Here is a 23,233-nt window from a genome sequence, read left to right on the forward strand (position 1 = left end):
CCAGTTGCGCCAGATAGGCATCACGCAGGGCGAATTTCTGGACCTTGCCAGACAGGGTGGTGGGAAAGGTGTCCACGAACCACCAGTACGACGGAATCTTGAACTTGGCGATCCGCGCTATAAGATGCCCCTTCAACTCCTCGATATCCGCGCTTTCGCCAACCCGGAGGCGGATGGCGATGTTTGGTCCTGGAATTTGCTGGGTCGGGTCTGACGTAGATCGATGAGGTTCTGGGAGCCATGCTTTGCAGATGGCTTCGTATGGTGTGAGGCCCTTCAGGGTCTTCAAACGACGACCGAAGTTGTATGCGGCGACGAAGTCGGCGAGGTGCTGTCGGAGTTGGTCGTGGCTGTCGTAGTGGTAGCGTTTGACCGTCGCGTCCTTGATCGTCCGGTTCATTCTCTCGACCTGACCGTTGGTCCAGGGATGTCGAGGCTTTGTCAGCCGATGTTCTACATCCAGCTCGGCGCGGGCGAACTCGAACGCATGGCAAAGGAAGCGCTGGTTCTCTGCCTGTATCTTCTTGATATCGTTGGGCGTCCAGCCATCGCCGGTGGGATCGGTGAAGTGCGTTCCATTGTCGGTAAGCACGGTGTGGATCTTATAGGGCACTGCGGCGGCGAGGTGACGGAGGAAGTCACCGGCGATCCGACGGGTGGCCTTTTGGTGCAGCTCGACGAAGGCGAACTTGGTGGTGCGATCGATGGCCACAATCAGGTATAGGCGCCCTTCCTCGGTACGGACCTCGGCAATGTCGATGTGAAAGTAGCCGAGCGGGTAGCTCTTGAACTTGCGTTTATTGGGCGCATCGCCCTCGATCTTCGGCAGCTGCGAGATGCCGTGACGTTGGAGACAGCGGTGCAGTGACGAGCGCGTCAGGTGCGGAATGCTGGCCTGCAGGGCATAGAGGCAGTCGTCCAGCGGAAGCAGCGTGTGCCGGCGGAAGGCGACGATCACCGCTTCCTCCTCGATTGACAGCACGGTCGATCTCGCGACCTTGGGGCCGGTGGTAGATCGGCGGGGGCGGTCCGCTTCTTCCACTTGGCGACGGTCTTCTGGTTGATGCCGTAGCGCTTGGCCAGCGTCCTTAGGCTCGCTTGACTATGCTGTATCGCTCGACGCACTGCCTCAGTCGTTGTGGCGCTCCCATGGAGTACCTGGCCCATAGCGCTTCCTGCCAGATGACAGTGATGAGGTGGACGGCCCCCACCCAAACGGCATCGAGTCGTGCCATGATGGTGCTGTCATCGACCATCAGTAGGAAGGAGCCGCCCACATGGAGATTACCACGATCGGACTGGATATCGCGAAAAACGTTTTCCAGGTCCATGGCGTAGATTGCGAAGGTAAGGTGGTGCTACGGCGCAAGGTCAAGCGGGACCAGCTGCTCACGCTGCTCGGCGAGCTGCAGCCATGCCTGATCGGCATCGAGGCGTGCGCGACGGCGCATCATTGGGCGCGTCAGCTCCAGGCACTTGGTCACGAGGTAAGGCTGATGCCGCCAGCCTATGTGAAGGCGTATGTGAAGCGGAACAAGAATGACGCAGCCGACGCCGAGGCGATCTGCGAGGCGGTGCGGCGGCCGACGATGCGGTTCGTACCGATCAAATCCGCCGACGCTCAGAGCGTGTTGATATTGCATCGTGCCCGCCATCTGCTGGTCCGGCAGCGGACCGCACAAGTCAGCGCGATGCGGGCGCACCTGGCGGAGTATGGGGTCATCGCGCCCAAGGGTCGCGCGCATGTTCGCGAGCTGGTCGAAGCGCTTGCCAGTGGCACGGCGCTGGTACCGGAGCTCGCACGCCAGACCCTGCTGCTGATCGCTGACATGATCGAGGGGCTGAGCGGGCAGATCCGCGCGATTGAGATCGAGTTGATGAGATGGCATCGCGCCACCATTGCTTCCCGTAGGCTGGAGACGATCCCCGGGATCGGGTTCATCACCGCCACCGCGCTCGCGGCAACCGTCGGCGACGCCCGCGTCTTCCGCTCGGGTCGCCAGTTCGCCGCATGGCTCGGGTTCGTACCCAAACAACACTCCTCGGGCGGCAAGGAGCGCATGGGTGGGATATCGAAGATGGGCGATCGCTATCTGCGCCATCTCCTCGTTGTCGGCGCCACTGCTGTCCTACGCTACACCCGCCGCAAGACGACGGCCGTCAGCATCTGGGCGGACCGGCTGCTGGAGCGCAAGCCGGCGAGACTGGTGAGCGTCGCTGTCGCTAACAAGACGGCGAGGATCGCCTGGGCGGTCATGACGCGAGAGGAGGATTACCGCGCGGCTCCGGCCATCGCCTGAAGCACGCACGGAACAAAGTCTGGGCAGGAGAGAACGAAACGAATGATGCCAACTCGGTCAAGCCGGGGATCGGAACAACCTGCGTGATTCACCGCGCCGCGAGCGCGACACAGTGATGAGGATCCGATCCACTGACACCATCATGGCCAGCGGCCTCTCGCGCCGCGCGAATAGGCCGGACACATGAATGAACCTGACCAGGAAAAGCATCATCTGCCGAAAATCGCCCTTGCCCACCGGGGGTCGTCCACACATGAATCATCTCAAGGCCCGTCTGGCCAGAGGTAAATGGAGGTGCCCAGCTCTTGGCAATCATCATGGTCAGTGCAACGAACACGCCGTTGGCGCATCCAATACCTGCCGTTCCGCCGTTGTTGCGCGTCAATCAACTCGCCCACATCTTCCAGCCTAAACAACCGAAAGCTCAAATCCCCATAGGGTAACCTGCTGGGCCCGCGGGTTCCTGCATTGGAGGCTTTTGTACGCAAGCGCCCGAAACCCTTCACAATGGCTGACGCTGAAATCCTCCCTACGCGCAGCGTGGGGAGGGGAACCATGTGAAGCATGGTGGAGGGGAAGTTTCGAAGGTCGTGCCCCTTTCCCCTCCACCAGCCTACGGCTGTCGAAGAGAGTCACGTGCCTCTCTTCGATCCTCCCCATCTCTCGATGGGGAGGATTTGGAACGTCCGCCCTCCACCCTTTTCAGACACAAAAAAGCCGCCCGGTGAGGGGCGGCTTTTCTGTTTGGTCCGATGGGGAAACTCAGGCTTCTTCGGCCGGGGCTTCTTCGGCTTCCACGGCGATTTCGCCCGGTTCCGCGTTCGGATCATAATCTTCGGTGAAGCCGCTCTCGTCCTTTTCGAACAGGTCGGCCATCACGTCGACGCCCTGCGACTGAAGCTCGGCTTCTTCCGGCGAACGGGCGACGTTCACCGTGATGGTGACGGCGACTTCAGGGTGCAGCGCGACCTTGACGTCGAACACACCGAGCGTCTTGATCGGGCGTTCCAGCACGACCATCGCCTTGCTGACGTTGGTGATGCCTTCGGCATGCAGCGCTTCCACGACGTCGCGGACGGCGACCGAACCGTAGAGGTGGCCGGCGTTGGACGACTGGCGGATCAGGACGATCTGCTTGCCGTTGACGCCTTCGGCAGCCTTTTCGGCGTCCGTGCGGCGGGCGGCGTTGTCGGCCTCGATCTTCGCGCGGTTGGCTTCGAAGACCTTCTTGTTGGCGTTGTTGGAGCGCAGCGCCTTCTTGTTGGGCAGCAGGAAGTTACGGGCGTAACCGTCCTTCACGGTGACGACGTCACCGATGGCGCCCAGCTTCTCGATCCGTTCGAGGAGAATGATTTCCATGAGACTTACTCCCTCACTTCACGATGTAGGGCAGCAGGCCCAGGTGACGGGCGCGCTTGATGGCCTGGGCCAGCTCACGCTGCTTCTTGGCGGATACCGCGGTGATGCGGCTGGGGACGATCTTGCCGCGCTCGGACACGAAGCCCTGGAGCAGACGGACGTCCTTGTAATCGATCTTCGGCGCATCCTTGGCGGCGAAGGGGCAGCTCTTGCGGCGGCGGAAAAACGGGCGTGCCATTGGTCAGATCCTCCTTATTCGCCAGCCGGGGCTTCTTCGCGCTCGCGGCGCGGGCCACGGTCGCCACGGTCTTCGCGGGGGCCACGATCGCCACGATCACCGCGGGGACCGCGATCGCCACGCTCGGAACGTTCCTGCTTGCGCATCATGACCGACGGGCCACCTTCCAGCTCATCGACCTTGATGGTCATGTAGCGGATGATGTCTTCGTTGATCTGGGTCTGGCGCTCCAGTTCCGCGACGACGCCGGCGGGGGCGTCGATGTTCAGCATCACATAGTGCGCCTTGCGGTTCTTGGCGATCTTGTAGGCGAGGCTGCGCAGGCCCCAGGTTTCCACCTTGGTCACCTTGCCTTCATTTTCCTCGACGATCTTGGTGGCGGTTTCCGCCAGGGCGTCCACCTGCGCCTGTGCCAGATCCTGGCGCGCAAGGAACACATGCTCGTAAAGAGCCATGGGTATTGCCTCATCTGTTGGCCGATCGCTGACGTCCACCCCATGTGGAACGCCCCTCCGGCTGTCGTCTCAAAGCATTGATCCACGCGGCCGCGAGTCACCCCAGGGCCGTGGGAAGCGGCGCCTATGACGGAAATGCGGGGGAAAGGCAAGGGTGGTTGGGATTTCGATCCTCCGTTCGGGCTGAGCGAAGCCGAAGCCCTTGCCTGAGCGAAGCGAAGGCGCTTCATTATGTTCAGGCCTGAGCGAAGCGAAGGCGCTTCATTATGTTCAGCGAAGGGCTTCGACTTCGCTCAGCCCGAACGGTTTTGGGATAAGGGGGGAGTTGTTATGGCGGTCGGGATCGCGGCGCTTTCGTTGATATTGCTGATGATCGCGGCCTATCGCGGGATGAGCGTCATCCTGATGGCGCCGCTGCTGGCGATGCTGGCGGTGTTCCTGACCGATCCTGCGGCGGTGCCAGCGGTGTTTTCCGGCCTTTTCATGGAGAAGGTGGGGAGTTTCCTGAAACTCTATTTCCCGGTGTTCCTGCTGGGCGCGCTGTTCGGCAAGCTGATCGAGATTTCGGGCTTTTCGCGCGCCATCGTGACGGCGGTGATCGGACTGGTGGGCGCGCAGAGGGCGATTCCGGCGATCATGCTGGTGACGGCATTGCTGACCTATGGCGGGGTTTCGGTGTTCGTGGCGGTGTTCGCCGTCTATCCCTTCGCGGCGGAGATGTTCCGGCAGGGGAATATTCCCAAGCGGCTGGTGCCCGCGACGATCGGGTTGGGGGCGATCACCTTCACCATGGACGCGATGCCGGGGACGCCGCAGATCCAGAATATCATTCCGACCAGCTTTTTCGGGACGACGACCTGGGCGGCGCCGGTGCTGGGGTTGATCGGCTCGGTCTGCATCATGGGGATGGGGTTGGGCTATCTTGGCTGGCGGCGGCGGGCGATGCAGGCGGCGGGGGAAGGCTATGGCGCGCCGGAGACGCTGGTGAACGAGCCGGAGGCGGTCGATGGCGGCGAGAAGTCCGCGCATCCGCTGATCGCCTTGTTGCCGTTGCTGGTCGTGGGGCTGGGGAATCTGGCGCTGACCATGATCATTCCGCGCATGGTGGCGGGGGATGAGGTCAGCGTGTCGCTGGCGGGGCTGACCGAGCCTGTGGCGGTGAAGGTCGCGCAGGTTTCGGCGCTTTGGGCGGTCGAGGGCGCCTTGCTGGCGGGGATCGCGACGATCCTGCTTTTCGCCTTTCGGCCGGTGGCGCGGCGCTTTGCCGATGGGTCGCGGGCGGCGGTGGGCGGGGCTTTGCTCGCTGGGATGAATACGGCGGTCGAATATGGGTTCGGGGCGGTGATCGCGGCGCTGCCGGGCTTTCTGGTGGTGAAGGAGGCGCTGAAGGCCGTGCCCAATCCGCTGGTCAATGAGGCGATCACCGTGACGTCGCTGGCCGGGATCACCGGATCGGCTTCGGGCGGGCTGTCGATCGCGCTGGCGGCGATGGCGGAGCAGTTCGCGGCGGCTGGCGACGCGGCGGGCATACCGCGGGAGGTGCTGCACCGGGTGGCGTCGATGGCGAGCGGGGGGATGGACAGCCTGCCGCATAATGGGGCGGTGATCACGCTGCTGGCGGTGACGGGGCTGACCCACAGGCAGGCCTATAAGGATATTTTCGCGCTGACCCTGATCAAGACCTTCACCGTCTTCGTGGTGATCGCGGTCTATTATCTGACGGGATGGGTATAAAACGCCCCGGAAGCTGGCTCCGGGGCGTTCTCGTCTTAATGGATGGCGCCTGCTACGACCGCGCCGATGATGCCGCTGGTGATCGCGATCAGCACCGCGTCATTGCCTGAACGGACCCAGCGATAGCCGCGCGGCGGGGCGTTCAGGCGGTAGCCGCGATAATTGTCGATCACCCGGTAGTTGCTGACGTAGCGGCGGTCGAAACGCTGGCCCTTGGCCCAGCGGCGGTGATTGTCCTTGCGGATGACCGTCCTGTGCTTGACGACGGTGCGGCCGTGCGGACCGTATTTGACGATGCGGCTGTCCTCCCGATGCGTGGCGGCCTGGGCCTGGGTGGCGACCATCGGGCTGGCGACCATGGTGGTTGCGGCCAGGGCCATCAGAAACTTCTTCATCATGTCGTCGCTCCTCATTCGAATTTCGCGCCGCTGTCCGGCGTTGAAAACAGATTTAGGAGCAGCTTGTCGCAGGCATGTGTCGCGGGGCCGTGGACTTTGTCGGAAATTGTAACGGCAGGCGGATTCGATATCGCACCTTTTCCTTGTACGCCGTCCTCGTTAAAGGCGGTCCTCCGATGGGAATTGCCGGAATGTGTCCGGCTTGGAAAATAGCGCTTTTCAGGGCGCTCATGTGTCAGAAGGTGGATGATGAGGGCATTTCTTTTTCCGGGGCAGGGCAGCCAGTCGGTCGGCATGGGCAAGGCGCTGGCCGACGCCAGCCCGGCGGCGAGGGAGCTGTTTCAGGAGGTCGACGACGCCCTGTCGCAGCATCTGTTCCGCATCATGGTGGAGGGGCCGGAAAGCGACCTGACGCTCACCGAAAACGCGCAGCCCGCGATCATGGCGAATGCGCTGGCGACGCTGCGGGTGATGCAGAAGGAAGGCGGTTTCTCGCTGGCGGAAAAGGGCGATTTCGTCGCCGGGCACTCGCTGGGCGAATATAGCGCGCTTTGTGCGGCGGAGGCTTTCGATATCGCCACCACGTCGAAGCTGCTGAAGCTGCGCGGGCGGGCGATGCAGGCCGCCGTGCCGGTGGGTGAGGGCGCGATGGCGGCGCTGCTGGGCGCGGACATTGAAAAGGCGCAGGCGCTGGCCGAGGCCGCTGCCGAGGGTGAGGTCTGCACCGTCGCCAACGACAATGACCCGACGCAGGTGGTGATTTCCGGCCATCGCGGCGCGATCGAGCGGGCGGTGGCGCTGGTCAAGGATCACGGCATCAAGCGCGGCGTGCTGCTGCCGGTGTCGGCGCCCTTCCATTGCCCGCTGATGCAGCCTGCGGCGGAGGCGATGGAGGAGGCTCTGGGCAAGGCGGCGATCAACACGCCGCTGCTGCCGGTCTATGCCAATGTGCTGGCGAGCGCGATTGCCGATCCGGAGGAGATCAAGCGGCGTTTGGTCGAGCAGGTGACGGGCCGGGTGCGCTGGCGCGAATCCGTGGCGGCGATGTGGGATGCGGGCGTGACCGAATTTGTCGAACTGGGCGGCAAGGTGCTGGGTCCGATGGTCAAGCGCATCGCGCCCGACGCGACCGTGCGCAGCATCGTGACGATGGACGATGTAGAGGCCGCCCTGGGGGCGATGTGAGCAGCGATCCCGTCCTGACCAGCCGCGACGGGGCCGTGCTGACGGTCACGCTCAACATGCCGGACCGGCGCAATCCTATTTCCGACCCGGCCATGGTGGACGCGCTATGCGCCGTGTTCGAGGAGGCGGAGCGCGACCTGTCGGTGCGCGTGGCGATCCTGACCGGGGCGGGGAGCGCCTTTTCCTCCGGCGGCGACCTGAACGCGATGCGGCCCGATGCGGGCGGGTTGCGGGCGGGGCTGCCCGCGCAGACGCGGCGCAATTACCGGGCGGGAATCCAGCGTTTGCCGCTGCTGTTCCAGGCGCTGGAACTGCCGGTGGTCGCGGCGGTCAACGGCCCTGCCATCGGCGCGGGCTGCGATCTGACGTTGATGTGCGATGTCAGGATCGCGGCGCAATCGGCCAAATTCGCTGAATCCTTCGTCAAGCTGGGGATCGTTTCGGGGGATGGCGGGGCGTGGCTGCTGCCGCGCATCGTCGGCTTTTCCAAGGCGACCGAACTGGCGCTGACCGGCGAGACCATCGACGCGCAGGAAGCTCTGCGGATCGGGCTGGTGAGCGAGGTGGTGCCGGATACCGATTTGCTGGCGGCGGCGCGGGCTGTGGCGGACAAGATCGCCGCCAATCCGCCTCATGCTACCCGGATGACCAAAAGGCTGCTGCGCGCGGCGCAGACGGCGGAATTGAACCAGATCATGGAAATGGCGGGCGCGATGCAGGCGCTGGCCCATGCGACGGCGGATCATGATGAGGCGATCGACGCCTTTTTCGAGCGCCGGACGCCGAATTTCAAGGGAGACTGACATGTTCGATCTGACAGGCATGACCGCGCTGGTGACGGGCGCTTCGGGGGGCATCGGGTCCGCCATCGCGAAGGCCCTCGCCGCGCAGGGCGCCACGCTGGCCCTTTCGGGGAGCAATGAAGAGAAGCTGAAAGCTTTCGCAGCCGAACTGGGCGGGGATCACAAGATTCTGGTCTGCAACCTGGGCGATCCGGCGGCGGTCGACGCGCTGATCCCGCAGGCGGTCGAAGCGCTGGGCGGGAAGATCGACATACTGGTCAACAATGCCGGCATCACCCGCGACAACCTGATCCTGCGGATGAAGGATGAGGAATGGTCGGACGTGATCTCCGTCAATCTGGAGGCGGCGTTCCGGCTGGCCCGCGCCGCCGCCAAGCCGATGATGAAGGCGCGTTTCGGGCGCATCATCTCCATCACGTCGGTCGTGGGCGTCACCGGCAATCCGGGCCAGGCCAATTATGCCGCGTCGAAGGCGGGTATCATCGGCATGTCGAAATCGCTGGGCCAGGAACTGGCGAGCCGGGGCATCACCGTGAACTGCGTCGCGCCGGGCTTCATCCGGTCGGCCATGACGGACGCGCTGAACGACGCGCAGAAGGGCGCGATCCTGACCAGGATTCCGGCGGGCGATCTGGGCGCGGGCGAGGATATTGGCGCGGCAGTCGTGTATCTGGCCAGCAAGGAAGCCGGATATGTCACCGGGCAGACTCTGCACGTCAACGGCGGCATGGCGATGATCTGATTTTGCCGGGCGCGGCGGGTTTATTCCATCGCGCCCCAAAATTTTCGGCATTTGCAAAGCCGCCGCCTTGTGCCATCGGGGTTGAGCCGTCGAATGCAGGAAAGGGCGTACCAGCTGATCGTCTCTTGCCTCTTGCCTCTTGCCTCTTGCCTCTTGCCTCTTGCCTCTTATGGGGCTTGCCTCTAGGGCATGCCTTAACAAATATTCAGAACCATCAACGATACCCAGTAAGAAGGACCTCTCATGAGTGAGACCGCGGATCGCGTAAAGAAAATCGTCGTCGAGCATCTGGGCGTCGAAGCCGAGAAGGTGACCGAGGATGCGAGCTTCATTGACGATCTGGGCGCTGACAGCCTGGACATCGTCGAGCTGGTGATGGCGTTCGAGGAAGAATTCGGCGTCGAAATCCCCGACGATGCGGCGGAAAAGATCGCCACCGTCAAGGACGCCATCGATTATATCGACAGCAAGCAGTAAGAACGTCGGGCGGCCCGCCCTTTTGCAGGTCTGGCCGCCGCGTTTGAAGGAAATGGCTCCTCCTGTCCGGTAAAAAACCGGGTCTTGGGGAGCCTTTTCGTATCTGGTCCCCGTTCACAAGCGCCTTTCGAAAGGCTAGATGGGCGGCGTTGAGCCAAAGAGATTTTTCGGAGCAAGCATATGCGTCGTGTTGTCGTCACCGGCCTTGGCATGGTCAGCCCGCTTGGCGGGGATGTGGAAACGACCTGGAAGAACATCATCGCGTCCAAATCCGGCGCGGCGACGATCACGCGCTTCGACGCCAGCGAATATAAGTGCCGGATCGCCTGCGAAGTGAAGCCGGCGGATCACGAATATGGCTATGACGCCGGGCTGGACGTCGATCACAAGATCCAGCGTCAGGTCGATCCGTTCATCGTCTATGGCATTTCCGCCGCCAGCCAGGCGCTGCGCGACGCGGGGCTGGACAATATGAGCGAGGAAGAACGGCTGCGCGCCGGTTGCTCCATCGGTTCGGGCATTGGCGGCCTGCCGGGCATCGAGAGCGAATCGCTGGTGCTGGCGAACCGCGGGCCGGGCCGGGTCAGCCCGCACTTCGTCCATGGCCGCCTCATCAACCTGATCTCCGGCCAGGTGTCGATCAAATACGGCCTGATGGGTCCGAACCATGCGGTTGTCACCGCCTGCTCCACCGGCGCGCACTCGATTGGCGACGCCGCCCGCATGATCGCGCTGGACGATGCCGACGTGATGCTGGCGGGCGGCGCCGAAAGCGCGATCTGCCCTATCGGCATCGCCGGATTCGCGCAGGCGCGGGCGCTGTCGACCGCCTTCAACGACAGCCCGGAAAAGGCTTCGCGGCCCTATGACGTCAACCGCGACGGCTTCGTCATGGGCGAAGGCGCGGGCGTGGTCGTGCTGGAGGAATATGAGCGGGCGAAGGCGCGCGGCGCGAAAATCTATGCCGAGGTCGTCGGCTATGGCCTGTCGGGCGATGCCTATCATGTCACCGCCCCGCATCCGGAAGGCAATGGCGCCTATCGTTCGATGGAGATGGCGCTCAGGAAATCCGGTCTGGGCCTTGGCGATATCGACTATGTGAACGCGCACGGCACGTCGACCCCGTTGGGCGACGAACTGGAACTGGGCGCGGTGAAGCGGCTGTTCGGCGAGCATCTGGGCACCATGTCGATGAGTTCGACCAAGTCGGCCATCGGTCACTTGCTGGGCGGCGCGGGCGCGGTGGAGAGCATCTTCTGCATCCTGGCGCTGCGCGACCAGATCGTGCCGCCGACGCTGAACCTGGACGAGCCGAGCGAAAGCTGCAAGGGCGTCGACCTGGTTCCGCACGTCGCCAAGGAGCGCAAGGTGCGCGCCGTGCTGAACAACAGCTTCGGTTTCGGCGGCACCAACGCTTCGCTGATCATGAAGGCGGTCTGAGACACGACGCATGCGGCGGCTGGGCTATGGCATATTGCTGATCGGCCTTGCCGTCGCGGCTTTCGTGGCGTTCCGCTTCGTCCATGGCTGGACCGAGGCGGGACCGGCGACCAGGGATATGACGGTGGTCGTGCCCGACGGCGCGACCATCGCGGATGCCGCGCTGCTGTTGAAGCGGGAGGGCGCGGTGCGTTCCGCCGACGCTTTCCTGACCCGCGCCAAGATATTCGGGCGCGGCAAATCGATCAAGGCGGGCGAATTCCTGATCCCCAAGGGCGCCAGCAACAGCGACATCTTCAGGATATTGGGCGGCGGGAAGACGCTGACCCGGTTCGTCACCATACCGGAGGGGATGCCCTCCATCCTGGTCCATGAGCGGCTGATGGCCAATGAGGAACTGACCGGCGACATAGCGGTGCCGGCGGAGGGCAGCGTGCTGCCCGACAGCTATGCCTTCGACAAGGGCGAAAGCCGGGCGGCGGTGCTGGGGCGCATGCAGGACGCCATGGACAAGGCGCTTGCCAAGCTGTGGGCGGAGCGGGCGCCCGATACGGTCGCCAGGACGCCGAAGGAAGCCGTCATCCTGGCCAGCATCGTGGAGAAGGAAACCGGCGTGCCTTCCGAGCGGCCGATGGTCGCGGGGGTGTACGGCAACCGGCTGAAGGCCCGCATGATGTTGCAGGCGGACCCGACGATCATCTACCCCATCACCAAGGGGAAGCCTTTGGGGCGGCGGATCAAGAAGTCGGAGATCGCGGCGGTCAACGACTATAACACCTATGCGATGACTGGCCTGCCCAAGGGGCCGATCGCCAATCCGGGGCGATTGTCGATCCTGGCGGTGCTGCATCCGGCGGAGACGAAGGCGCTTTATTTCGTCGCGGACGGCAAGGGCGGGCATATTTTCGCCGATACGCTGCAAGAGCATAATGAAAATGTGCGGAAATGGTTTGAAATCCGCCGGGCCAGGGGCGAGCTTTAGGAGGATAGCGCCATTGCGATCCGCGCGAAGCCCGCTATCTCTGCGGCATGTCCGGCCCGCAATCTCCCGATCGTTTCCATGAAGACAAGGCGAGTTTCACCGTCACCGGCAGTCAGCCCGACATGGAGGCAGGCGTCGAGGCGATCCGCACGACGTTGAAGACCCTGCCGACGCGCCCCGGCGTCTATCGCATGCAGGACGCCCGCGGCGACGTTCTCTATGTCGGCAAGGCACGGGCGCTGCGCAACCGCGTGACCAGCTATACCCAGGTGGACCGCCTGCCGAAGCGGTTGCAGCGCATGGTGGCGCAAACCCGCTCCATGACCATCGTCACCACCAACAGCGAGGCCGAAGCGCTGCTGCTGGAGGCGCAGCTCATAAAGCGTTTCCGCCCGCCCTACAATGTCCTGTTGCGCGACGACAAAAGCTTTCCCTTCATCCTGTTGCGGGAGGATCATGATTTTCCCCGCGTGCAGAAGCATCGCGGCGCGCGCAAATATAAGGGCCGCTATTATGGCCCCTTCGCCAGCGCAGGATCGGTCACGCGGACCATCAATGCCCTGCAGAAGCTGTTCCTGCTCAGAAGCTGTACGGACAGTTTTTTCGCCAACCGGTCGCGGCCCTGCCTGCTCTATCAGATCCGCCGCTGCTCCGCGCCCTGCGTGGGGCGGATCGATGATGCCCATTATGCCGAACTGGTGCAGGACGCGCAGGATTTCCTGGGCGGCAAATCGACCGCCGTGCAGAAGAAGCTGGGGCAGGCGATGCAGGCGGCGTCCGACGCCATGGATTTCGAGCAGGCGGCGGTGCTGCGGGATCGGCTGAAGGCGTTGACCTTCATCCAGGGCAGCCAGGCGATCAATGCCGAGGGGCTGGGCGATGCCGACATCTTCGCGCTGGCGACCAGGGGCGGGTCGATGTGCATCCAGGCCTTCTTCATTCGCGGCGGGCAGAATTGGGGCCATCGCAGCTTCTTTCCCGTCCACACGGCGGAGGTGGCGGAGGATGAGGTGCTCAGCAGCTTCATGGCGCAATTCTATGAAGAGGTGCCGCCGCCCAAGCTGATCCTGTCGGACCGCGTGCCTGCCGAATGCGATCTGATGGCGCAGGCGCTGACCGAGCGCATCGGTTCCAGGGTGCGGATCGAAGTGCCGCAGCGGGGCGACCGCACCCGCCTGATCAAACAGGCGCAGCGCAACGCGGTGGAGGCATTGGACCGGCGGCTGGCGGAAACCACCACGCAGGCCAAGGTGCTGGAGGAAATGGTCGAGACTTTCGGGCTGGACGGGGTGCCCGACCGGATCGAGATTTACGACAACAGCCATATCCAGGGCGCGCATGCGCTGGGCGCGATGGTCGTCGCCGGGCCGGAGGGTTTCCGCAAGAACGCCTATCGCAAGTTCAACATGAAGAATCCGGAAACATCGAACGACGATTTCGCGATGATGCGCGAGATGTTCGAGCGGCGCTTTGCCAAATGGGCGGGAGATGGGGCGGCCCGCGAAGACCCGGATCGCGACGGCGGCGAATGGCCCGATCTGGTGCTGATCGACGGCGGCAAGGGGCAATTGTCCGCCGCCCGCGCGATATTGGAGGAGATGGGCATAGAGGATGTCTGCATGATCGGCATCGCCAAGGGGCCGCATCATGGCCGCGAGGGGCGGGAGGTGTTTCACATGCCGGACGGGCGGGAAATCACATTCCCGCTCAACCATCCCGTGCTCTTCTACCTCCAGCGGCTGCGGGACGAGGCGCACCGCTTCGCCATCGGCGCGCACCGGCAGAAACGCAGCAAGGCGATCACCGTCAGTTCGCTGGACGAAGTGCCCGGCATCGGCCCTTCCCGCAAGAAGGCGCTGCTGATGCATTTCGGAACCGCCAGGGCCGTGAAGAGCGCGGCGCTGGAAGACCTGCTGAAGGCGCCGGGCGTGTCAAAGGCGGTGGCCCAGCAGATATATGATTATTTCCACGGCTGACATGGAGGGGCGCGACCCTGTCCCCGGCGGCGCGAGCAATGCCATGTCCGATTATCTTTGCGATGAACGGATCGACATTTGACCGGGGCATGATTTCCTTTCCATAAGATGCGACCTGAAAAGAGATAAAGCATCGGGGTCGAACAGGGGATGTGCATCACGCGATGGATGGGCGGAGCGAATCCGCGATGAGCTGTTGGGATATGCGCGCCCTGTCGGCGCTTCGTCCCTGGCGGACGCTGGATTTCACCCGGCTGCTGCTGGCCGTCATCTATACTGTCGTCAGCTTCACCTTCTCCAACGCCCGCCATTGGGTGGAGATGGCCGAGCATGTGCTGGTCGTCCTGATGCTGCTGCTGGCGCTGTCGGCGGTGTTCCTGTCGTCGCGTTCCTGGGTGACGGACATGCGGGTTCGCGCGCCGGTCATATGCCTGGACGCGCTGTTGTTCCTTGCCCTGCTGCTGGTGACGAACCCGTCCAACAGCCCCTATTTTTCCGGCAGCTTCTTCGTGGCGGTGGAAGTGGCGCTGATCGTGCGGCGGCGGTTCCACCTGCTGGTCGCGCTGGCGGCCGGTGCGGCGGCGATCGGCACCACATGGTTCGACAAGGTCGCTTTTCTGCCGCCCGAACCCGAAGCGGAGCGAGTCGTGCTGCGGGCATGCTATCTGGCGGTGGCGATCCTGGTGACGGGCGTGTTGCTGGGGCCGCGCCGGGAAGCCTTGCTGGAATATGAGCGGAGCAATAGGCTGCTGGAGGGCGAATTGCCCACCTCCAGGAGAGATCATGGTCCCTTCCTGCTCCAGGCGTTGAGGCTGGCCACCGGGGCCGACGCCGTCGCCGTGCTGTTCCGCATGGCCAGCCATGAACCGCCCCGTTTCGCCGGCAGCGGCGCGCTGGAGCCGCCGTCCACCGATTTCGGCAATCTGCTGGCGGCGGACACCGGCTGGCACGACCGGTCGAGAAAGGCGTCGATCATCCTGTCGAACGACGGAATTTCCACATTGGGCGCGCTGTCCGAAGGCGGGCAGGCGTGGACCGCGCTGTTGGATGTCGACACGGTGCTGACCATGCGGGTGGCGATCGGCACTTTCGAAGCGGTGGGTGCGGCCTGCCTGGACGATCCCTGCCATGAGGATCGCGCCGCCATCGCGCAGCGGGTTTTCGAAAGTGCCTGCGAGGAACTGACCGTACGCAACAGCCTGGACCTGGCCCATGCCATCGCCGGTGCGCGGGAAAGGGAGCGGTTGCAGCGGGAATTGCATGACAGCGTCCTGCAGGCGCTGGCCAGCATCCGTTTCCAGATCGCGCCGCTGCTGGGCGGCCAGCCTGTCGCGCCGCGCGCCGTCATGGAGAATGTCGACCGCATCGCGAAGGACCAGATCGCCACTATCCGCTGGATCATCAAACCCGAAGCCGATGAGGAGGATTTGGCCTATCTGCCCGAAACGCTGGCCATGGTGGTGCGGTCGCTGGGCGAGCAATGGGGCATAAGCTGCAACCTGAAGGTGGAGGACGGCAATTGCGCGACCAACGCCATGATCGGCCGGGAACTGAGCTTCGCCGTGCGGGAGATCGTCGCCAATGCGGTGCGGCATGCGCGGGCGCGGTCCGTGGACTTCCTGCTGGAGCCGGACGGTAACCGCATCGCCCTTCAGGTCAGCGATGACGGCGTGCCCAACATGGCGCGTCTGGGGTCGAGCGGGGCGGTGCCCTCTCGTTCGCTGATGCGGCGGATACAGATGCTGGGCGGCGAGGTGTTCCTTCAGAATATCGGCGGACGCACGACGATCCGGATCACGGTTCCGCGGAAGTGAGGAGTGACTGGAGCAGGGGCGCTCCTTAACTTTTCCGCCATCATCCCCATATTGGCGGCAGCCCCGGCCTTTTCGTCGGTCGTGCATTTACCGGGCATTTACCAACATGGCCGATAGTCGCGGCCAGGCAAGGCGTTCGGAGGAGGTCCGGTTTCCATGGTGCGAACGGTAAGGGATCGTCTCTATCGCAAGAGCGTGGCCGTGGTGCTGTCGATGCAGGTCAATCTGGAACGGATCGTCGCCATCTGGATATTGGCGGCCGCCTTCGCCTGCGGCCTGCGGTTGGCCTTTCCCGCGACGCCCTATCAAAGCACGCCTTGGGTGAGCGGGGCGGGCCTGTTGCCCTATCTGCTGGTCGTGGGGGCGCCGGTCGGTTCGCTGCTGCTGGGATTGAAGCTGTTTCCCGCCGGGCGCATCCATGCGCAGCCCGCCTTCCGGCTGGCGCAGGTGGGGCGCTGGCGCAAGGTCGATTGCCTGAAGGCGCGGGAGATGTCGCAATTCGGCCTCTATGGCTTGATGGCGTCGCTTTTGGTCGGGATCGCGGTGAACGTGCCGGTGCGCACGCTGGAGTTTCTCGGCTCTATCCCCGCCCTGGGCAGCTATTCGCCATCCTGGTTCGTCGGGCTTTACGGCGTGATGCTGGCCGATGTGGTGATCCTGTCCAGCCTTTACATGTTCGCCTTCGCCATGGCGCTGCGGCTGGCGCCGCTGTTCCCGCGTTTCCTGGTGATGGTATGGGGCGTCGACCTGCTGGCCCAACTCGGCATCGCCAGGCTGGTGGCCGGGGTCGACAATGTGCCGCATGCGGTGGACTCGGCGTTGCTCGACATGTTGACGGGCAATGTGAAGAAGGTGCTGATCAGCGCCGCGATCTGGCTGCCCTATCTCCTGCTTTCGGAACGGGTGAATGTCACCTTCCGCCACCGTGTCAGCGCCCATTGACGCGGACCTGGATTTTCCCAAAACGGGACATCTATAAGCGGCTGAATTATCCTGATCTTCCCGCGACGAGTCGCGGCTGATTCGCGGTGAACCGTGCCGACTGCCGATTTTCCGCCCTAAGTCGTCGGTTTTCCCCGCTCCGAATAGTCTAGTACCAAGGTATTAGCCCAGCAGGCAATTCCCGCTCCGCATTCCAACTATCCGGGCAAATAAGCGCCTGCTTGATCTGTGATGGCTTTCTATTTGTTGAAAGTAGAAATGCAGAATTATTCATGTAACACTGATATTTAGTTTGATCGTCAAATGTAGATGAAAATTAAAGCATTAGTAAAGCATGAGATAAGTTATAATTTTCTAAAGCCATATATCCAAAGATATACTTAAAAGCCATGTCGTTTACTTATGGTAACAATATTGGTTTCCAGAAAAGGTTAACAAAAAATTGAAATAAGCCATTGAGAAATATACGATTTTTTTACCGTGTTGACTTGCATCGGCTTTGCTTCAATTTGATCCCAAGTTCTACGGGAACTGCCAACTGCCTGGCGAGTGGGTGATAATCGCCGCCGGGGTCGCGAGGTGGACAGGCCCCTACCGTGGAGCTGAGCAAGAGCGGCCGGGAAAATGGTTTCCGGCGGGAATAGGGGTAAGAGACATGACTTTCTTCAAGAACCTGTGGAATGATCAGAGCGGCGCTTCTGCGGCTGAATATGCGTTGATCCTGGCAATCGTGGGCACCGGTATTGCGGTCGCTGCATGGAATTTGGGCGACGCGGTTGGTACTGCGATGAACAATGCGAAGGATTGTATTGCAAGCGCAGGAACTGATACTTCTGCGGCTCCTGCTGATTGTTAATGAAATAATCATACTTTTGGGCCGGTCAGAATTTTTCTGGCCGGCCTAATGGATTAACAATTCCGGGGGGAGTTGTCGTGGGGCAGCGCAGATCTTTAATCGCCCTTGGCCTCGCAATATTGCTGGGCCTTGCAGCCGTTTTCATCGCCAACTCCTATCTGTCCAGCGCCGAAAAGGCGCCGCAGGCGGATGGCGGCATGGCGAAGGTTGTTGTGGCGACCGTGTCGCTGCCCTTCGGATCGGCGGTCACCGCCGAAAAGATACGCACGGTCGACTGGCCCGCCAGTTCGGTGCCGCCGGGCGCTTTCCGTGATCCCATCCAACTGACCTCGCTTGGCAAGGGACGGGTCGTCCTGCGCCAGATCGAGCCGGGCGAGCCGATCCTGGCCTCCAAGCTTTCCGGCGAAGGCGGGCGGGCGACCATGTCCGCCGTGCTGGCCCCCGAAATGCGCGCCGTCGCGGTGCGGGTGAGCGATGTGGCCGCCGCGGGCGGCTTCGTGCTTCCTGGCGATACCGTCGACGTCTTCGTGACGCGCACGCTGACGGACCCCGTCGCGGGCAGCCAGCAGATCACCGACGTCCTGTTGCAGGGAACCCGCGTGATCGCCATCGACCAGAATGCCAACGACACGTCGAAAGACCCGGCCGTCGGCAAGACCGCCACGCTGGAGGTCAATCAGGTCGACGCGCAGAAGCTGGTCCTGGCGCAGCAGGTGGGGCAACTCACGCTGGTCCTGCGCAACCTGACCGACAAGCCCAATCCGGCGGTGCAGACCGTGGGGATAGAGGATCTGCGCGACGGCGCCTATGTCGGCGGCTATGCCGGTCCCCGCGGCCGCGTCGCGGACATGGCCTATCTCCCGCCGCGCCCCGCGCCCGCCTTCCGCCCAGCCCGCGCAGTGCCGAAGAACATGAACGCCCTGCCGTCTACCGCATCGGTCGAGATCGTGCGCGGCACGACCGGCACCAGCTATGAGGTGAAGCGCTATGGTTCCCGCTAAGTCCTTGCCGATGCTGGCGTCCCTGCTGACGCTGAGTGCAGGAGCGTCGCTGCTCCCCATCCAGGCGCAGGCCCAGATCGCCTCCCTCAATGTCAGCAACGCCAATCATGCGGGCCAGCTCGACGTGCCGCTCAACAAGAGCCAGGTGCTGACCGTCGACCGCCCCTTTTCGAAGGCGCTGATCGGCAATCAGGAAATCGCCGACATCCTGCCCATGACCAACCGTTCGGTCTATGTGCTGGGCAAGAAGATGGGCACGACCAGCCTGACGCTCTATGACAACCGCAACATGATGATCGCGGTGGTCGACGTGGCGGTCGGGCCGGATGTCGTGACGCTGAAGCGGCAATTGTCGGAACTGATGCCCGGCCAGCCGATCGGCGCGCGCATATCCAACGACTCGGTGGTGCTGACCGGCACCGTCTCCAGCGCGGCGGCGGTCGACCGGGCGGTGCAGATCGCCAAGACCTATGCCGGGGACAAGGTCGTCAACATGATGTCGGTGGGCGCATCGCAGCAGGTGATGCTGGAGGTGCGCTTCTCCGAAATGTCGCGCGGCGCGGCCAAGCAGTTCGGCATCAATACGGCCTTCCTGTCCGACAGTGGCAAGGTGGTGGGCGGCATCGGCAATGGGGCGCAATCCTCCGCCATCCTGTCCGACACCAATGGCCGGCCGATCGTTGACCTCAGCAAGATCCTCGACAGCTTCGGCATCGGCGCGGCCAATTTTTCCATAGGCAGCCTCAATCTCACCACCGCGCTCGACGCGCTGGAGCGCAAGGGCGTCGTGACCACCCTGGCCGAACCGACGCTGGTGGCGCTTTCGGGCGAGACGGCGTCCTTCCTGGCGGGCGGCGAGTTCCCGATCCCGGTGGCGCAGAGCAATAGCGGCGGCGGCGGGGGCGGGGGCAATGGCGGCAACGCCATCACCATCGAATTCAAGCCCTTCGGCGTCAGCCTGGGCTTCACGCCGACCGTGCTGGATGACGGCATCATCAATCTGGTCGTGGAGCCGGAGGTCAGTTCCATCGATCCTTCGGCTTCGGTGACGGTGAACGGCCTTACCATTCCGGGCTTGCAAACGCGCCGGGCCAGCACGACGCTGGAACTGCGCGATGGGCAGTCCTTCGCTCTGGCGGGGCTGCTGCGCAAGGATTTCCAGGATACGGTGCGGCAGTTCCCGATCCTTGGCTCCATCCCGATCATTGGCGCGCTGTTCCGGTCGAGCGGCTTTCAGAAGAGCGAGACCGAACTGGTCATCATCGTGACCCCGCGCCTGGTGAAGCCGATGCGGGCAGAGGATGTCGTCTTGCCCACCGACCGGGTGAAGCCGCCGCATGAACTGGACCTGTTCCTGATGGGGCGGACCGACAAGGCGGTGGGCATCAACCCGCTCAACCCCGATGCGATGCCGCCCGAAGCGCCCAAAAACGCGCCCGCGCCGGCGAAGGAAGCGCCCGCTTCGGGCAAGGCGCCCAGCGGATATGAGCTGTGAGCAGGAGGCTGACGATGCGCGTTGTTTTTCTTGGGAGCGCCCTGATGTTGCCGCTGTTGGCGGGCTGCACGGCGAACGACCCGACTTTCGGCGGAGCGGTGCGCAGCAACTATGCGATGCAGGTGATCGATCCCGACCCGCAATATGAAGGCGCGCTGGTCGAGGGAGGCGATGGCCAGCGCTCGGCCGCGGCGGTGGAGCGCTATCGCACCGACAAGGTGAAACCACCCGAGTCTATCCGGACGACCAGCGGCACCGGTGGTGGCGGTGGCAGCGGTGGCGCCAACTGAGCGCGGGAGGAGGAGTGATCCCATGTCTGCCCGGCGGAAAAGTTTGTTGCAGTCGACCAATGGCGCGGTTGCGCCGACGGTCGCGCTGTCGCTTTTCGGGCTGATCGCGGTTGGTGGGATTGCGTTTGACTATGCGCGGCTTGCCGGGATGGACACGGAGTTGCAAAGCGCAGCGGACCAGGCTGCGCTGGCGGCGGCGAGCCAGTTGGATGGGGCAAGCGGCGCGTGCAGCCGGGCGGCCAATGCAGCGAGAAACCTGATCGCCAATGATAGCCGTTTCGCGAATGATGGCGTGGCGCCCCGCATAACGATTGCGAACGAACCCGACTGCGACGCGACGGGATCGATCCGCTTTTACGAGACAAAGGACAAGTCGGTGGCCGCCACGAGCAATGCCACGGCTAATTTCGTCGAAATCACAGTTGCCACTAAATCCGCCTTCTATGCCTTGACACCGATAGTGTCGGCGATTTCGTCGGGGCCGATCTCGGGAACCGCTTATGCGGGCGTCGGATCGGCAATTTGCGGCGCGGTGCCCTTCTTTATATGCAACCCTGACGAACCCATTGGGAATATCGATCCCTATTATGCGGTATCCATTCCATCCGGTTCGGGCATTGTGATGGCGGAAGGCGGGACGCAATGGGGGCCGGGCAATTTCGGCTTTGTCGATCAGGCGGGCAGAGGCGCAAGCAGCGTTGCTGAGGCCCTGGCTTCGAACGCATTGTTCAGCAACTGCGCGCCAACCGAAAATGTTACGATGGAAACGGGAAACCTCCTGAACGCAGTACGCGACTCGCTTAACATGCGGTTCGATTTTCTGCCGGGTAACAATTCCGCATGCTCCAGCCCGCCCTGTTCTCCGTCCACGAATGTGCGCAAGGACGTGGTGCGCGGCGCCACCTGCTCTTGGCAGGAGAACCCGGCCAACAACACCAATTACGCCAGCAAGCGTTACCGGCCAACGACCGCCACCGCGCTCGATCCTTCCATTACGCCAGAGATAATGGGGTTTCCACGTGACCTGATGCATTCCATCGGGACCAACTATACTTCCCGCATCGGGAATGGCGTGTGGGACAGGGCCGCTTATTTCCGGTCGAACCATCCTAGCGTTGATTGGCAGAATACCACGGGTCTGGGTTCAAACGTCACCCGTTATCAAACCTATTTGTGGGAAGCTGCGGATCCGGCCACCCGGCTGACAACGCAGGTAACCCAAGGTAATGCGAGCCTGGCTGCCTACAGCACTCCCCAGGCGGGCCAGTGCAATTATCCGGGGGTTGTACCAAACACGAACAATATCGACAGGCGCCGCCTTACCGCCGCCGTCGTCAACTGCCGTCTCGCTGACCAGAAGAAACAATTGAACGGCAAGAAGACGATCCCGGTAGCAGGTTATATCGACGTCTTCATGGTCGAGCCAAGCATTGATCGCACCAGATGCGACGGCAATCAAAATGGCTGTTCCACGCCCTACACCAGCCGAAATGATGTTTACGTTGAAGTCATCGGCGCATCGGGTACCGGCGAAGGTGGCGGCACTCCACAGATAACGCGGCGCGACACTCCGCGCCTCATTGAGTGAGGCGAAGCGATGTTTGGGCGCCTCTTCAGGGAACAATCCGGTTCATCCGCCGCCGAAATGGCGCTCGTGACGCCTTTGCTCATCGCGCTGATGTTCGGCGCCTTCGAACTCGGCAATTATTTTCTGAGCGAACATGTTGTGGTCAAGGCCGTAAGAGATGGCGCCCGCTATGCCGGTCGGCTGAGTTTTTCCAATTACACCTGCACTGTCGCGTCGACCGATAATGTCCCGGGAGGGACGGTAGAAGCGGATACGCGCAATCTGGTGCGGACGGGGCAACTGACAGGCGGCAGCGCCCGACTTAATGGATGGACGGACCCGGAATCGATCAGCGTCACCTATGATTGCATCGATCCTGCCAGCGTAAGCGCTTCGGGAATTTATGAAGGGATGAACTTCATTCCCGTCGTGAAGGTAGCAACATCGACCAGCAGTGCCCATCGTCTGCAATATCAATCGCTATTCAATAGGCTGGGTTTCGACAGCAGCGCTCTCTATCTGAATGCCAGCTCTCAATCGCCGGTGATGGGGCTATGAAAAAGCTGATCGCCAGCTTGATCCGCGACAGCAGGGCTTCTTCTGCGGCGGAGTTTGCGCTTGTCTTGCCGCTGCTGCTCATCTTTCTGCTAGGCATTATCGATGTCGGGCGCTTGATGTGGACCTGGAACCGCGCGGAAAAGGCGACGCAGATGGGCGTGCGCTATGCCGTTTCGACTGATCCGGTGGCAACCGGTATTGCAACATACAGTTTTGCCACTGGCGCCAGCAGTATCGCTCAGGGATCATCGATCGGCACATCCTATTTTTCGTCGATGACATGCAGTTCCACAAGCTGTGATCCGTGCAGCGGTAGTGCATGCAACTCGCTGACCACACCGTATAACTCGACGGCCTTTACGAACATAGTGAACCGGATGCGGGCATTCCTGCCAGAACTCGGGGCGACCAATGTTGAAGTTCAATATAGTAATTCCGGTATCGGTTATTCGGGCGATCCGAACGGCCCCGATATAGCGCCCTTGGTAACCGTAAAAATCAAAAACATGGCCTTTCGACCTATCGCACTCATGCTTTTCAACGCATCGATTACACTACCCAGTTTTAGCGCCGCTCTCACCCTGGAAGACGGCCAGGGTACGGCATCAAATTGAGGGACAA

Annotated in this window: 22 protein-coding genes and 1 pseudogene; 18 read left to right on the forward strand and 5 right to left on the reverse strand. The window is 62.6% G+C overall.

Annotation, left to right across the window (positions count from 1 at the left end; genetic code table 11):
* Nucleotides 1-181 precede the first annotated feature (181 nt).
* A pseudogene (locus tag NUH86_RS01055) lies at nucleotides 182-1,167 on the reverse strand (IS481 family transposase); the annotation flags it as partial.
* A 110-nt stretch (nucleotides 1,168-1,277) separates the two neighbouring features.
* On the opposite strand from NUH86_RS01055, the gene NUH86_RS01060 reads away from it, so the two are divergent.
* Nucleotides 1,278-2,300 carry an IS110 family transposase gene (locus NUH86_RS01060; protein ID WP_267250855.1) on the forward strand — a complete coding sequence of 341 codons (1,023 nt, stop codon included), beginning with the start codon at nucleotides 1,278-1,280 and terminating at the stop codon, nucleotides 2,298-2,300.
* Between the two features lie 762 nt (nucleotides 2,301-3,062).
* On the opposite strand, the gene rplI is transcribed toward NUH86_RS01060, so the two are convergent.
* From rplI to rpsF, 3 genes are read right to left on the reverse strand one after another with little or no spacing between them, the layout of a single operon-like run.
* Nucleotides 3,063-3,659: a 50S ribosomal protein L9 gene (gene rplI, locus NUH86_RS01065; RefSeq protein ID WP_267250856.1), complete on the reverse strand. Its 597-nt coding sequence runs from the start codon at nucleotides 3,657-3,659 to the stop codon at nucleotides 3,063-3,065.
* A 13-nt stretch (nucleotides 3,660-3,672) separates the two neighbouring features.
* Nucleotides 3,673-3,897, reverse strand: a complete 225-nt coding sequence (rpsR, locus tag NUH86_RS01070) for a 30S ribosomal protein S18 (protein WP_004212076.1) — start codon at nucleotides 3,895-3,897, stop codon at nucleotides 3,673-3,675.
* A 14-nt stretch (nucleotides 3,898-3,911) separates the two neighbouring features.
* The gene (gene rpsF / locus NUH86_RS01075; protein ID WP_267250859.1) at nucleotides 3,912-4,352 is read right to left on the reverse strand and encodes a 30S ribosomal protein S6; all 441 of its coding nucleotides are present in this window, start codon (nucleotides 4,350-4,352) and stop codon (nucleotides 3,912-3,914) included.
* A 330-nt stretch (nucleotides 4,353-4,682) separates the two neighbouring features.
* Here rpsF and NUH86_RS01080 point away from each other — a divergent pair, with 330 nt between their 5' ends.
* Nucleotides 4,683-6,086, forward strand: a complete 1,404-nt coding sequence (locus NUH86_RS01080; RefSeq protein WP_267250860.1) for a GntP family permease — start codon at nucleotides 4,683-4,685, stop codon at nucleotides 6,084-6,086.
* 35 nt (nucleotides 6,087-6,121) lie between these two features.
* Here the strand turns inward: NUH86_RS01080 and NUH86_RS01085 are convergent, their stop codons facing one another.
* Nucleotides 6,122-6,484: an RcnB family protein gene (locus tag NUH86_RS01085; RefSeq protein ID WP_267250861.1), complete on the reverse strand. Its 363-nt coding sequence runs from the start codon at nucleotides 6,482-6,484 to the stop codon at nucleotides 6,122-6,124.
* A 249-nt stretch (nucleotides 6,485-6,733) separates the two neighbouring features.
* Here NUH86_RS01085 and fabD point away from each other — a divergent pair, with 249 nt between their 5' ends.
* The 16 genes from fabD (at nucleotide 6,734) to NUH86_RS01165 (ending at nucleotide 23,226) form a co-directional block, all read left to right on the forward strand.
* Complete coding sequence (fabD, locus tag NUH86_RS01090) at nucleotides 6,734-7,669, forward strand: ACP S-malonyltransferase (protein ID WP_267252195.1); 936 nt, start codon at nucleotides 6,734-6,736, stop codon at nucleotides 7,667-7,669.
* Entirely contained in the window at nucleotides 7,666-8,472 is an 807-nt protein-coding gene (locus NUH86_RS01095) for a crotonase/enoyl-CoA hydratase family protein (RefSeq protein WP_267250862.1), read from the forward strand. Before fabD ends, NUH86_RS01095 begins: the two co-directional genes overlap by 4 nt.
* A gap of 1 nt (nucleotide 8,473) precedes the next feature.
* Nucleotides 8,474-9,214, forward strand: coding sequence for a 3-oxoacyl-[acyl-carrier-protein] reductase (gene fabG, locus NUH86_RS01100; RefSeq protein WP_267250863.1), 741 nt, complete (start codon nucleotides 8,474-8,476; stop codon nucleotides 9,212-9,214).
* Nucleotides 9,215-9,457: 243 nt separating this feature from the next.
* Nucleotides 9,458-9,691 carry an acyl carrier protein gene (locus NUH86_RS01105; RefSeq protein WP_007689016.1) on the forward strand — a complete coding sequence of 78 codons (234 nt, stop codon included), beginning with the start codon at nucleotides 9,458-9,460 and terminating at the stop codon, nucleotides 9,689-9,691.
* 180 nt (nucleotides 9,692-9,871) lie between these two features.
* On the forward strand, nucleotides 9,872-11,131 hold the full coding sequence (gene fabF, locus NUH86_RS01110; protein WP_267250864.1) for a beta-ketoacyl-ACP synthase II: 1,260 nt from the start codon (nucleotides 9,872-9,874) through the stop codon (nucleotides 11,129-11,131).
* 10 nt (nucleotides 11,132-11,141) lie between these two features.
* Nucleotides 11,142-12,113 carry an endolytic transglycosylase MltG gene (mltG, locus tag NUH86_RS01115; protein WP_267250865.1) on the forward strand — a complete coding sequence of 324 codons (972 nt, stop codon included), beginning with the start codon at nucleotides 11,142-11,144 and terminating at the stop codon, nucleotides 12,111-12,113.
* 47 nt (nucleotides 12,114-12,160) lie between these two features.
* Nucleotides 12,161-14,089, forward strand: a complete 1,929-nt coding sequence (gene uvrC / locus NUH86_RS01120; RefSeq protein WP_267250866.1) for an excinuclease ABC subunit UvrC — start codon at nucleotides 12,161-12,163, stop codon at nucleotides 14,087-14,089.
* A 188-nt stretch (nucleotides 14,090-14,277) separates the two neighbouring features.
* Nucleotides 14,278-15,903: a sensor histidine kinase gene (locus NUH86_RS01125; protein ID WP_267250867.1), complete on the forward strand. Its 1,626-nt coding sequence runs from the start codon at nucleotides 14,278-14,280 to the stop codon at nucleotides 15,901-15,903.
* A gap of 156 nt (nucleotides 15,904-16,059) precedes the next feature.
* Nucleotides 16,060-16,845 (forward strand): DUF2569 domain-containing protein, encoded by a 786-nt coding sequence (locus NUH86_RS01130; RefSeq protein WP_267250868.1) that lies wholly within the window; start codon nucleotides 16,060-16,062, stop codon nucleotides 16,843-16,845.
* A gap of 655 nt (nucleotides 16,846-17,500) precedes the next feature.
* Complete coding sequence (locus NUH86_RS01135) at nucleotides 17,501-17,701, forward strand: Flp family type IVb pilin (protein WP_267250869.1); 201 nt, start codon at nucleotides 17,501-17,503, stop codon at nucleotides 17,699-17,701.
* Between the two features lie 77 nt (nucleotides 17,702-17,778).
* The gene (cpaB, locus tag NUH86_RS01140; protein WP_267250870.1) at nucleotides 17,779-18,702 is read left to right on the forward strand and encodes a Flp pilus assembly protein CpaB; all 924 of its coding nucleotides are present in this window, start codon (nucleotides 17,779-17,781) and stop codon (nucleotides 18,700-18,702) included.
* Nucleotides 18,689-20,197 (forward strand): type II and III secretion system protein family protein, encoded by a 1,509-nt coding sequence (locus NUH86_RS01145; protein ID WP_267250871.1) that lies wholly within the window; start codon nucleotides 18,689-18,691, stop codon nucleotides 20,195-20,197. Before cpaB ends, NUH86_RS01145 begins: the two co-directional genes overlap by 14 nt.
* Nucleotides 20,198-20,211: 14 nt before the next feature.
* Entirely contained in the window at nucleotides 20,212-20,487 is a 276-nt protein-coding gene (locus tag NUH86_RS01150; protein WP_267250872.1) for a hypothetical protein, read from the forward strand.
* A 22-nt stretch (nucleotides 20,488-20,509) separates the two neighbouring features.
* Complete coding sequence (locus tag NUH86_RS01155; RefSeq protein WP_267250873.1) at nucleotides 20,510-22,075, forward strand: pilus assembly protein TadG-related protein; 1,566 nt, start codon at nucleotides 20,510-20,512, stop codon at nucleotides 22,073-22,075.
* A gap of 9 nt (nucleotides 22,076-22,084) precedes the next feature.
* Nucleotides 22,085-22,612 carry a TadE/TadG family type IV pilus assembly protein gene (locus NUH86_RS01160; protein ID WP_267250874.1) on the forward strand — a complete coding sequence of 176 codons (528 nt, stop codon included), beginning with the start codon at nucleotides 22,085-22,087 and terminating at the stop codon, nucleotides 22,610-22,612.
* Nucleotides 22,609-23,226 carry a TadE/TadG family type IV pilus assembly protein gene (locus tag NUH86_RS01165; protein WP_267250875.1) on the forward strand — a complete coding sequence of 206 codons (618 nt, stop codon included), beginning with the start codon at nucleotides 22,609-22,611 and terminating at the stop codon, nucleotides 23,224-23,226. The genes NUH86_RS01160 and NUH86_RS01165 overlap by 4 nt, the downstream gene beginning before the upstream one ends.
* Nucleotides 23,227-23,233: the final 7 nt, after the last annotated feature.

It is taken from the genome of Sphingobium sp. JS3065 (assembly GCF_026427355.1).
Taxonomy (GTDB): domain Bacteria; phylum Pseudomonadota; class Alphaproteobacteria; order Sphingomonadales; family Sphingomonadaceae; genus Sphingobium.